Genomic DNA, 10,281 nt, shown 5'->3' with positions numbered 1-10,281 from the left:
AATAGTGCCTTCAGTGGCGCAATGTCCGTTTCCAAGTGGCCATACAGGGGGGTGAATTGACCCTTTTGCCCGCTCCTTCGTGAGCAAACTCACATGAAGATCATGGCCTCTTCCGGACTTTGGCCGGGAATTGGATGTTTAGCCTGACGCTTTACAGGGATGGCGAATCCGACAAGCGGCGTCCACCGTGCGACGCCCCAACCGACAAGGTCCGAACAGCAGATGAAGACTGTGCAGTCGACGATGTTCCGCAACATAGCCAACCCGCGCCGCACCACTCTCGCGCACCTCACGGACGCGGACGAGGTCCAGGCCGCGGCCGACCGCCCGGAGCACGCGGTGGAGCTGCCGACGCAGACCGCCAATCCCAAGCGGACGATCCTGATGGTGGCGCCGGGGGAAAACAGCCCGTCCGGCGTTTGAGGACGAGCCGCGAAGCGGCGATGAGCGCCGGTCACGCGGGGCGGGGCCGCACGCAGGCCGCAGGCCCCCGCGTTAGCCTGGAGCGTCAGACTCCACCCATCCCAGCAAGGGGCTAACGCTCACGTGCGCATCGCCAGATTCTCCATCGACGGCAATGTCGCTTTCGGCGCGGTCGAGGGCGACAAGCCCGACGAACTCGTCGTCGACATCATCAAGGGCAGTCCGTACGTCGCCGACTTCGAGCTCAGCGGTGTCAAGGTCCCGCTGAGCAAGGTCCGGCTCCTGCCCCCGGTCATCGGGCACAAGATCGTGGCCTTCGGCCGCAACTACGCGGAGCACGCCAAGGAGCTCGGCAGCGACGTCCCCGACGTGCCGTTCGCCTTCTTCAAGCCCGCGACCTCGATGATCGGCTCCGGCGACGACATCGCGTACCCCTCGTTCTCCGAAGAGGTGCACCACGAGGCCGAGCTGGCCGTGGTCATCGGCCGCATGTGCCGCGAGGTGCCCCGCGAGCGGGTCAAGGACGTGATCTTCGGCTACACCTGCGCCAACGACGTCACCGCGCGTGACATCCAGCGCCGTGAGAAGCAGTGGGCGCGCGCCAAGGGCTTCGACAGCGCCTGCCCGCTCGGTCCCTGGGTGGAGACGGACATCGACCTGGCCGCGGCGAACGACCTCACGATCCAGTGCACGGTCAACGGCCAGCAGCGCCAGCTCGGCCGCACCAGCGAGATGGTCCACTCCATCGAGGACCTGATCGTGAACATCACCGAGGCCATGACGCTGCTCCCGGGCGACGTCATCCTCACGGGCACCCCGGCAGGGGTCGGCCCCCTCAACGTCGGCGACGAGGTCGCCGTCACCATCGAAGGCATCGGCACTCTCACCAACAAGGTGATCAAGCGTGGCTAACGCGACCCCCGTACGCGTACGGTTCTGTCCCTCCCCGACCGGCAACCCCCACGTGGGCCTGGTCCGCACCGCCCTCTTCAACTGGGCCTACGCCCGGCACAACGAGGGCGTCCTGGTCTTCCGCATCGAGGACACCGACGCGGCTCGCGACTCCGAGGAGTCGTACGAGCAGCTGCTCGACTCGATGCGCTGGCTGGGCTTTGACTGGGACGAGGGCCCCGAGGTCGGCGGTCCGCACGCGCCGTACCGCCAGTCGCAGCGCATGGACATCTACAAGGACGTGGCCGCCAAGCTCATCGACGGCGGCCACGCCTACCCCTGCTACTGCACCACCGAGGAGCTGGACGCCCGCCGCGAGGCGGCCCGTGCCGCGGGCAAGCCGTCGGGCTACGACGGCCACTGCAGGGACCTCACCGCCGAGCGGATCGAGGCGTACGAGGCCGAGGGCCGCAAGCACATCATCCGCTTCCGGATGCCCGACGAGGCCACGACCTTCACCGACCTGGTCCGCGGCGAGATCACGGTCCAGCCGGAGAACCTCACGGACTACGGCATCGTGCGCGCCAACGGCGCCCCGCTGTACACCCTGGTCAACCCGGTCGACGACGCCCTGATGGAGATCACCCACGTCCTGCGCGGCGAGGACCTGCTCTCCTCGACGCCGCGGCAGATCGCCCTCTACAAGGCGCTGATCGAGCTCGGCGTCGCGAAGACGATCCCCGCGTTCGGCCACCTGCCGTACGTCATGGGCGAGGGCAACAAGAAGCTGAGCAAGCGCGACCCCCAGGCCTCGCTCAACCTCTACAGGGAGCGCGGTTTCCTCCCGGAGGGCCTGCTCAACTACCTCTCCCTGCTCGGCTGGTCCTTCTCCGCCGACCAGGACGTCTTCTCGATCCCCGACATGGTCGCCAAGTTCGACCTCGCGGACGTGAACGCCAACCCGGCCCGCTTCGACCTGAAGAAGGCCGAGGCGATCAACGCCGACCACATCCGCATGCTGGACGTGAAGGCCTTCGCCGAGGCCTGCGCGCCCTGGCTCAAGGCCCCGCACGCCAACTGGGCCCCCGAGGACTTCGACGAGGCCGCCTGGCAGGCCATCGCGCCGCACGCGCAGACCCGCCTGAAGGTCCTCTCCGAGATCACGGACAACGTCGACTTCCTGTTCCTCGCGGAGCCGGTCTTCGACGAGCCGAGCTGGACCAAGGCCATGAAGGAGGGCTCCGACGCCCTCCTGACCACGGCCCGCGCCAAGCTGGAGGCGGCCGACTGGACGTCTCCGGAGTCCCTCAAGGAGGCCGTCCTGGCCGCCGGTGAGGAGCACGGCCTCAAGCTCGGCAAGGCCCAGGCCCCGGTCCGCGTCGCGGTCACCGGGCGCACGGTCGGCCTGCCCCTGTTCGAGTCCCTGGAGATCCTGGGCAAGGACAAGACGCTGACCCGCATCGACGCGGCCCTGGCGAAGCTCACCGCCTGATCCACCGCGCGAGCACCGTACGAAACGAAGGGCCCGGAAGCCGAGACGGCTGCCGGGCCCTTCGCCTACCGTCGGCGGTATGCCGATCAGAGCCGTGGTCTGGGACATCGATGACACGATCTTCGACTACGCGCGCGCCGACGCCGCCGGGATGCTGGCGCACCTCACCGCCGAGGGCCTCGTGGAGCGGTACGTGTCCGCCGAGCGCGCCCTGGTCCTCTGGCGGGAGATCACCGAGCGCCACTGGGCCCGCTTCGGCGCGGGGGAGACGGACTTCCAGGAGCAGCGCCGCGACCGCGTGCGGGACTTCCTCGACGCCCCGGCGCTGACCGCCCCCGACGCCGACGCCTGGTTCGCCCGTTACGTCGGTCACTACGAATCGGCCTGGTCGCTCTTCCCCGACACCCTCCCCGCCCTGGACGCCCTCGCGGGCGACTACCGGCACGCCGTCCTCTCCAACTCCGCCCTGGCCGTCCAGGACCGCAAGCTGCGCCTCCTCGGCGTCCGCGACCGCTTCGAGGCCGTCCTGTGCGCCGCCGACCTCGGCGTCTCCAAGCCCGCCGCCGAGGCCTTCCACGCGGTCTGTACGGAGCTGGGTCTCGCGCCCGCCGAGATCGCCTACGTCGGCGACCAGCCGGAGATCGACGCCAGGGGCGCCAGGGACGCGGGCCTGGTCGGGATCTGGCTCGACCGCAACGGCGCGGCGCGGCAAGGTCCGTCGGGCGTCCACCGCATCTCGCACCTCTCCGAGCTCCCCGCGCTGCTGCGTGCGGATACCCGTTTTGGAGCGCCGTCCACCTTCGGGTAATGTTCTTCTTGCGCCGCCCGAGAGGGCCGAAAGGTCCGGCCGGGAAGCGTAAATCAAAACAAAACCCCGCAAGGGGTTGCGCTTTGATGGCCTATGGTGTAATTGGCAGCACGACGGTTTCTGGTTCCGTTAGTCTAGGTTCGAGTCCTGGTAGGCCAGCTCGCAGAGCTCATCTGCAAACCGCGGATCTCATCCGCAGGCCCCCGTTGTGTAGCGGCCTAGCACGCCGCCCTCTCAAGGCGGTAGCGCCGGTTCGAATCCGGTCGGGGGTACAGATCCTTCCCGCGGGGACAGATCGGGTCGCACCCACTGTTTCTGATGCAGGATCGCTAGGGCCCCCGTTGTGTAGCGGCCTAGCACGCCGCCCTCTCAAGGCGGTAGCGCCGGTTCGAATCCGGTCGGGGGTACTGTAGGTACTAGACCTGGTCTAGACCACATTGGGCTATGGTGTAATTGGCAGCACGACGGTTTCTGGTTCCGTTAGTTTAGGTTCGAGTCCTGGTAGCCCAGCTGGATCGAGTGGCGACACGAGATCCTCGCCCCCGTTGTGTAGCGGCCTAGCACGCCGCCCTCTCAAGGCGGTAGCGCCGGTTCGAATCCGGTCGGGGGTACAGAGCAGCACCGAAGGGCCTTCCCGTCAGGGAGGGCCCTTCGTCGTGTCACTCCGGGTCCGAACCGTCCGGCCCGTAGCGGCGGTTGGACTCCTCGGCCTGTGCGATCCGGCGCAGGCTCAGCAGCACCGGCTCGTACAGCACCGTGAGCGCGACGGCCGCCTCCAGCTGCCGGTCGGGCGACGCGTACCGCTCGATCAAGTCCAGATCGGCGACGGCCAGTTGGTGGCCCGCGCGGGCGTAAGGCGTCAAGTCGTCGACGGCGCAGGGGTATCCGAGGCGGGAGAGGGTGGCCACCGCGGTCACCAGCATCCGGTAGGCCGGTGATTCGTCCGCGTACTCCTGGGCGTTGGCCCAGCCGAGACCGGCGAGCAGCGCGTCGACCGTGCGGCGCGCCTCCTGCGCGGCCGTGTCCTCCTCGGTGGATTCGGGGCCGTGCGGCAGGGCCCATACGGCCGTGCCCAGGCGGGAGTTGTGGTCCAGCGAGTCGTCCTCCAGGGCGGTCAGCACCTCGCGCGCCGAGGCGATCGGCACCCGGCCCACCTGGATCAGCGCGCGCACCAGGCGCAGCCGCTGCAGATGCGTCTCGTCGTACTCGGCCTGGGTGGCGCTCACCCGGTGCCCGGCGGGCAGCAGGCCCTCGCGCAAGTAGTACTTGATCGTGGCCGTGGGGACCCCGCTGCGCCGACTCAGCTCCGCCAGTCTCATCCTCTTGCGCCTTCCTTTGGAGAGTGGCACTATCCAATCATGGATAGCGGAACTATCCAATGCTCGGCCAAGGCTCCACGAAGGGGGAACCGTCATGAGCGGCAAGCCGATCGAAGGGCGCATGACCGCCGACGCGCAGGGTGGCGTGGTGGTCTTCCACATCGGGATGCGCATCAACAACTTCCGTGCCGTCCGCAGCTGGTGGCCGGTCTTCCGCGCGATGCCGCGCATGCTCAAGGAGCTGTCGCGGGACCGGGAGACCGGAATGCTGGGCTACCGGCTGCTGCTCGGTGGCACGCGTCTGATGTACGTCGTCCAGTACTGGGAGTCGCAGGAGAAGCTACTGGCCTATGCGGCCGCGAGCGACAAGGAACACCGGCCCGCGTGGGCCGCCTTCAACCGGCGCATCCGGGAGGGCAAGGGGAAGGTCGGCTTCTGGCACGAGACCTTCGTCGTGCCGGCCGGGGCGCATGAGGCCGTGTACGTCAACATGCCGGAGTTCGGCCTGGGGGCGGCCACGGGCGTGATTCCGGTGGGTCGGCGCGGCGAGCGGGCGGCCGATCGCCTCCGGGCGGCCTGAGGGCGGCCTCGGGGTGGCCCGAGGAAGGCCTGAGAACGGCCTGAGAACGGCCTGAGGGCTTCGCCGCGGGGCTTGGGAGGAGCCCGGCGGGGGAGTGGTGGCACAGGGGAGGCGGGGAAGGGGCGCCGCGGCGTTGAGGCGGCCCCTCCCTGTCTGTCGTGTGTCAGCCGGTGCGGCGCAGCGCCTCGGAGAGGCGTCCTGCCGCGTCGATGACCGCCTGCGCGTGCATGCGGCCCGGGTGGCGGGTCAGGCGCTCGATCGGTCCGGAGACCGAGACGGCGGCGACCACGCGGTTGGAAGGACCGCGCACCGGCGCGGAGACCGAGGCGACGCCCGGCTCGCGCTCGCCGATCGACTGGGCCCAGCCCCTGCGGCGTACTCCGGAGAGGGCGGTGGCCGTGAAGCGGGCGCCCTGGAGGCCGCGGTGCAGGCGCTCCGGCTCCTCCCAGGCCATCAGGATCTGCGCCGAAGAGCCCGCCTTCATGGTGAGCGTGGAGCCCACGGGGACCGTGTCCCGCAGGCCCGAGAGGCGCTCCGCCGCGGCGACGCAGATGCGCATGTCGCCCTGGCGGCGGTAGAGCTGCGCGCTCTCGCCCGTCACGTCGCGCAGATGCGTGAGGACCGGGCCCGCCGTCGCGAGCAGGCGGTCCTCGCCCGCTGCCGCGGCCAGTTCGGCGAGGCGCGGGCCGAGGATGAAACGGCCCTGCATGTCCCGCGCCACCATCCGGTGGTGTTCCAGTGCCACGGCCAGTCGGTGGGCCGTGGGTCGTGCGAGCCCGGTGGCCGCGACCAGTCCTGCGAGGGTGGCCGGACCGGACTCCAGAGCGCCCAAGACAAGGGCTGCCTTGTCGAGGACGCCGACGCCGCTAGAGTTGTCCATGCGTCGATACTCGCGTCTCACTCTGTGAAACGCAAGTTCAAATTTCCGTGGAACGCGCCACTCTGTACGAGCGATCCGCGGACCAACGGATTTCGCGGTCGACGTGCGGCACGAGGGGTACGCGCGTCGGCGATCAGATTCTCTAGTTGGGCCGGCGATGCGGCCGGTCGGAGGGAAAGCGATGGGTAGGACACTCGCGGAGAAGGTCTGGGACGACCACGTCGTCCGGCGCGCCGAGGGCGAGCCCGACCTCCTCTACATCGATCTGCACCTGCTGCACGAGGTGACCAGCCCCCAGGCCTTCGACGGCCTCCGCCAGGCAGGCCGCCCGGTGCGGCGGCTCGACCTCACCATCGCGACCGAGGATCACAACACCCCGACCCTCGACATCGACAAGCCCATCGCCGACCCGGTCTCGCGCGCCCAGCTGGAGACGCTGCGCAAGAACTGCGCCGAGTTCGGGGTGCGCCTGCACCCGCTGGGCGACGTCGAGCAGGGCGTCGTCCACGTGGTGGGACCGCAGCTGGGACTGACCCAGCCCGGCACCACCGTGGTCTGCGGCGACTCGCACACCTCCACCCACGGCGCGTTCGGCGCCCTGGCGTTCGGCATCGGCACCTCCCAGGTCGAGCACGTCCTGGCCACCCAGACGCTGCCGATGGCCCGCCCGAAGACCATGGCCATCACGGTCGACGGCGAACTGCCCGACGGCGTCACCGCCAAGGACCTCATCCTCGCCATCATCGCGAAGATCGGCACCGGCGGCGGCCAGGGCTACGTCCTGGAGTACCGCGGCCCGGCCATCGAGAAGCTCTCGATGGAGGCCCGGATGACCATCTGCAACATGTCGATCGAGGCGGGCGCCCGCGCGGGCATGATCGCCCCGGACGAGACCACGTTCGACTACATCCAGGGCCGCGCCCACGCCCCGCAGGGCGCTGACTGGGACGCCGCGGTGGCGTACTGGAAGACCCTGCGGACCGATGACGACGCGGTCTTCGACGCCGAGGTCTACATCGACGCCACCGCGCTCGCGCCGTTCGTCACCTGGGGCACCAACCCCGGCCAGGGAGCGCCCCTTTCGGCGAACGTCCCCGACCCGGCTTCGTACGAAGACGCTTCGGAGCGGCACGCCGCCGAAAAGGCCCTGGAGTACATGGGGTTGACCGCCGGGCAGCCGCTGCGCGACATCAAGGTCGACACCGTCTTCGTAGGTTCCTGCACCAATGGCCGCATCGAGGACCTGCGGGCGGCGGCCTCCGTCGTCGAGGGCCGCAAAGTCGCCGACGGCGTACGGATGCTGGTCGTGCCCGGCTCGGTCCGGGTCGCCCTGCAGGCCGTCGAGGAGGGCCTGGACAAGGTCTTCACCGCCGCGGGGGCCGAATGGCGGCACGCGGGCTGCTCGATGTGTCTGGGCATGAACCCCGACCAACTGGCCCCCGGCGAGCGCTCGGCGTCCACCTCCAACCGCAACTTCGAGGGCAGGCAGGGCAAGGGCGGCCGCACCCACCTGGTCTCCCCGCAGGTCGCCGCCGCCACCGCGGTCACCGGCCACCTGGCCGCGCCCACCGATCTGTCCGACGCCCCCGTGACCGCCGGAGTCTGAGAACCATGGAAGCTTTCACCACGCACACCGGCCGGGCCGTACCGCTGCGCCGCAGCAACGTCGACACCGACCAGATCATCCCCGCCCACTGGCTGAAGAAGGTCACCAGGGACGGTTTCGAGGACGGGCTCTTCGAGGCCTGGCGCAAGGACGGCGAGTTCATCCTGAACAAGCCCGAACGCCAGGGCGCCACGGTCCTGGTCGCCGGACCCGACTTCGGCACCGGATCCTCCCGCGAGCACGCCGTGTGGGCGCTGCAGAACTACGGCTTCAAGGCCGTCATCTCCGCCCGCTTCGCCGACATCTTCCGGGGCAACTCGCTGAAGAACGGCCTGCTCACCGTGGTGCTCGACCAGAAGGTCGTGGACGCGCTCTGGGAGCTGACGGAGAGCGACCCGCAGGCCGAGATCACGGTCGACCTGCGGGACCGCCAGGTCCGCGCGGAGGGCATCACCGCCGACTTCGAACTCGACGAGAACGCCCGCTGGCGGCTCCTGAACGGCCTCGACGACATCAGCATCACGCTGCAGAACGAGCCCGACATCGCCTCGTACGAGACCCGGCGGCCCTCCTACAAGCCCCGCACCGTGCAGGTCTGACATCCCGCAACACCCCCGTGTACCCCCAATCGTGGACGGTTGGGGGTACATCTGTGTGCGCCGCCGGAGGGGCCCCCGATGACCTGAATGGGTGGTCTCAACTCCCTTGTCCCGGAAGGGAGAAGAGGCTTGAAATCCCCTTGTACTCGGCCTGACCGGGTACCCTCAGGAGAGCACCGGACGGCGGTAGTTACCCCCTGCGGAGGCGACAACTCGCCCTAGATGGCACAATCGGTGCATGGAACGTGACAGCCAACTCGAGCTCTACGGGCTCGTCGCGGACCAACTGAAGGAAGCGCACTCCCGGGTGCGTGCACTGCAAGTCCCGGAGGGCGTACGGATGGCGCTGACCCGGAAGCTGCTGGTCATTACGGCCGCGGCCAAACACGATCTCGCCGATGCGGCAAGGCGTCTGGAGCGATTGATGGCGTCCCTCGACGAAGCTGACGAGGGCCGATTCCCCGAAGACGCCTGAGCCACAAGCCTCAACATGCCTTCGAGGAACTCCGAGATGGTCTAGTTCGTTGCGGCACAAGGGTGATTAGGCCGTTTCGTGTTTGATTTGCGGTATATATCTGCCTAACGTGCGAAAAAGCCGGAGTATTTCGCTCCCGGCAATGTCTCCGAAGGGGAAGACGTGAACAAGGCGCAGCTCGTAGAAGCGATTGCCGACAAGGTTGGCGGCCGTCAGCAGGCCGCCGACGCCGTGGACGCGGTCCTGGACGCCGTCGTCCGTGCCGTGGTCAGCGGGGACCGTGTTTCGGTCACCGGCTTCGGCTCGTTCGAGAAGGTCGACCGTCCGGCCCGCTACGCCCGCAACCCCCAGACCGGGGAGCGCGTGCGAGTCAAGAAGACCTCGGTTCCGCGATTCCGCGCGGGCCAGGGCTTCAAGGACCTGGTGAGCGGCTCGAAGAAGCTCCCGAAGAACGACGTCGCGGTCAAGAAGGCGCCCAAGGGCAGCCTGACCGGCGGCGCTTCGGCGACCGTCAAGAAGGCCGCGGCCAAGAAGGCCAGCACCGCCAAGAAGGCGACGGCCACGGCGACGAAGGCCGCCGCCAAGAAGACCACCGCCAAGAAGTCCGCCGCGAAGAAGACCACGGCGACGGCGAAGAAGGCGGCCGCGAAGAAGGCCACCGCCAAGAAGACGGCGACGAAGGCCACGGCCAAGAAGGCCACGGCGACGGCGAAGAAGACCACCGCCAAGAAGGCCGCGCCCGCCAAGAAGGCCACCGCCAAGAAGACGGCGCCCGCCAAGAAGGCCACGGCCAAGAAGGCGCCCGCCAAGAAGTCGACGGCGCGCAAGACGACCGCCAAGAAGGCCACGGCCCGCAAGAAGTAAGGGCACCGAGGGCACTCACGCGCCGGGCCGGACTCCCACGGGGGAGCCCGGCCCGCGTCGTGTGTGCGCACGGCAGGTGCCGCCTCGGGACACCGGCGACTCAGAACATCAGCGGCTCAGAACGTCTGCAGCGTCACCAGGGTGATGCGGCGCGCGGCGCCGTCGCCGTCGACCTCGATGCGCACGCGCTGGCCCGGCCTCAGCAGCCGCAGCCCGCCCGCGTCGAACGCGCGGGCCTCGAAGGGCACCGGAGTGCCGTCGTCGAGCAGCACGCTGCCGCTGCGGGTCTCGGAGTCGTACGTGTACGCGGTGGCCTGCATGGGGGCAGCGTACTCAGTCGCACC

Annotated in this window: 12 protein-coding genes and 5 tRNA genes; 14 read left to right on the top strand and 3 right to left on the bottom strand. The window is 69.0% G+C overall.

Annotation, left to right across the window (positions count from 1 at the left end):
- The first annotated feature begins 222 nt into the window (after positions 1-222).
- The 9 genes from CP970_RS12355 (at position 223) to CP970_RS12315 (ending at position 4,225) form a co-directional block, all read left to right on the top strand.
- Positions 223-423, top strand: a complete 201-nt coding sequence (locus CP970_RS12355) for a hypothetical protein (protein ID WP_055552765.1) — start codon at positions 223-225, stop codon at positions 421-423.
- Positions 424-546: 123 nt separating this feature from the next.
- Positions 547-1,335, top strand: a complete 789-nt coding sequence (locus tag CP970_RS12350) for a fumarylacetoacetate hydrolase family protein (RefSeq protein WP_055552763.1) — start codon at positions 547-549, stop codon at positions 1,333-1,335.
- Positions 1,328-2,806, top strand: coding sequence for a glutamate--tRNA ligase (gene gltX, locus CP970_RS12345; protein WP_079043833.1), 1,479 nt, complete (start codon positions 1,328-1,330; stop codon positions 2,804-2,806). The genes CP970_RS12350 and gltX overlap by 8 nt, the downstream gene beginning before the upstream one ends.
- Before the next feature lie 79 nt (positions 2,807-2,885).
- Positions 2,886-3,614 (top strand): HAD family hydrolase, encoded by a 729-nt coding sequence (locus CP970_RS12340; protein WP_055552759.1) that lies wholly within the window; start codon positions 2,886-2,888, stop codon positions 3,612-3,614.
- Between the two features lie 87 nt (positions 3,615-3,701).
- Positions 3,702-3,773: transfer RNA gene (locus CP970_RS12335), tRNA-Gln, on the top strand.
- A gap of 40 nt (positions 3,774-3,813) precedes the next feature.
- A tRNA-Glu gene (locus CP970_RS12330) sits at positions 3,814-3,886 on the top strand.
- Positions 3,887-3,948: 62 nt separating this feature from the next.
- Positions 3,949-4,021: transfer RNA gene (locus CP970_RS12325), tRNA-Glu, on the top strand.
- 31 nt (positions 4,022-4,052) lie between these two features.
- A tRNA-Gln gene (locus tag CP970_RS12320) sits at positions 4,053-4,124 on the top strand.
- Between the two features lie 28 nt (positions 4,125-4,152).
- Positions 4,153-4,225: transfer RNA gene (locus tag CP970_RS12315), tRNA-Glu, on the top strand.
- A gap of 48 nt (positions 4,226-4,273) precedes the next feature.
- Here CP970_RS12315 and CP970_RS12310 read toward each other — a convergent pair.
- Positions 4,274-4,933 (bottom strand): MerR family transcriptional regulator, encoded by a 660-nt coding sequence (locus CP970_RS12310; RefSeq protein WP_191094906.1) that lies wholly within the window; start codon positions 4,931-4,933, stop codon positions 4,274-4,276.
- Between the two features lie 94 nt (positions 4,934-5,027).
- Between CP970_RS12310 and CP970_RS12305 the strand changes: the two genes are divergently transcribed.
- Positions 5,028-5,513 (top strand): DUF4188 domain-containing protein, encoded by a 486-nt coding sequence (locus CP970_RS12305; protein ID WP_191094905.1) that lies wholly within the window; start codon positions 5,028-5,030, stop codon positions 5,511-5,513.
- Between the two features lie 163 nt (positions 5,514-5,676).
- Here the strand turns inward: CP970_RS12305 and ndgR are convergent, their stop codons facing one another.
- A complete protein-coding gene (gene ndgR / locus CP970_RS12300; protein ID WP_055552755.1) occupies positions 5,677-6,393 on the bottom strand; it encodes an IclR family transcriptional regulator NdgR in 717 nt (238 codons plus the stop codon).
- Between the two features lie 181 nt (positions 6,394-6,574).
- On the opposite strand from ndgR, the gene leuC reads away from it, so the two are divergent.
- From leuC to CP970_RS12280, 4 genes are all read left to right on the top strand, one after another.
- Positions 6,575-7,999 (top strand): 3-isopropylmalate dehydratase large subunit, encoded by a 1,425-nt coding sequence (leuC, locus tag CP970_RS12295; RefSeq protein ID WP_055552753.1) that lies wholly within the window; start codon positions 6,575-6,577, stop codon positions 7,997-7,999.
- 5 nt (positions 8,000-8,004) lie between these two features.
- Positions 8,005-8,598 (top strand): 3-isopropylmalate dehydratase small subunit, encoded by a 594-nt coding sequence (gene leuD / locus CP970_RS12290; protein ID WP_055552751.1) that lies wholly within the window; start codon positions 8,005-8,007, stop codon positions 8,596-8,598.
- Between the two features lie 238 nt (positions 8,599-8,836).
- The gene (locus tag CP970_RS12285; protein ID WP_055552748.1) at positions 8,837-9,073 is read left to right on the top strand and encodes an SCO5555 family protein; all 237 of its coding nucleotides are present in this window, start codon (positions 8,837-8,839) and stop codon (positions 9,071-9,073) included.
- A gap of 162 nt (positions 9,074-9,235) precedes the next feature.
- Positions 9,236-9,937: an HU family DNA-binding protein gene (locus CP970_RS12280; protein WP_055552746.1), complete on the top strand. Its 702-nt coding sequence runs from the start codon at positions 9,236-9,238 to the stop codon at positions 9,935-9,937.
- Between the two features lie 116 nt (positions 9,938-10,053).
- Here the strand turns inward: CP970_RS12280 and CP970_RS12275 are convergent, their stop codons facing one another.
- Entirely contained in the window at positions 10,054-10,257 is a 204-nt protein-coding gene (locus CP970_RS12275; protein WP_055552743.1) for a hypothetical protein, read from the bottom strand.
- Positions 10,258-10,281: the final 24 nt, after the last annotated feature.

The organism is Streptomyces kanamyceticus, assembly GCF_008704495.1.
GTDB classification, from domain to species: Bacteria; Actinomycetota; Actinomycetes; order Streptomycetales; family Streptomycetaceae; genus Streptomyces; species Streptomyces kanamyceticus.
Note: the sequence above shows the minus strand (reverse complement) of the source record. Positions and strands in the feature narration are given on the sequence as shown.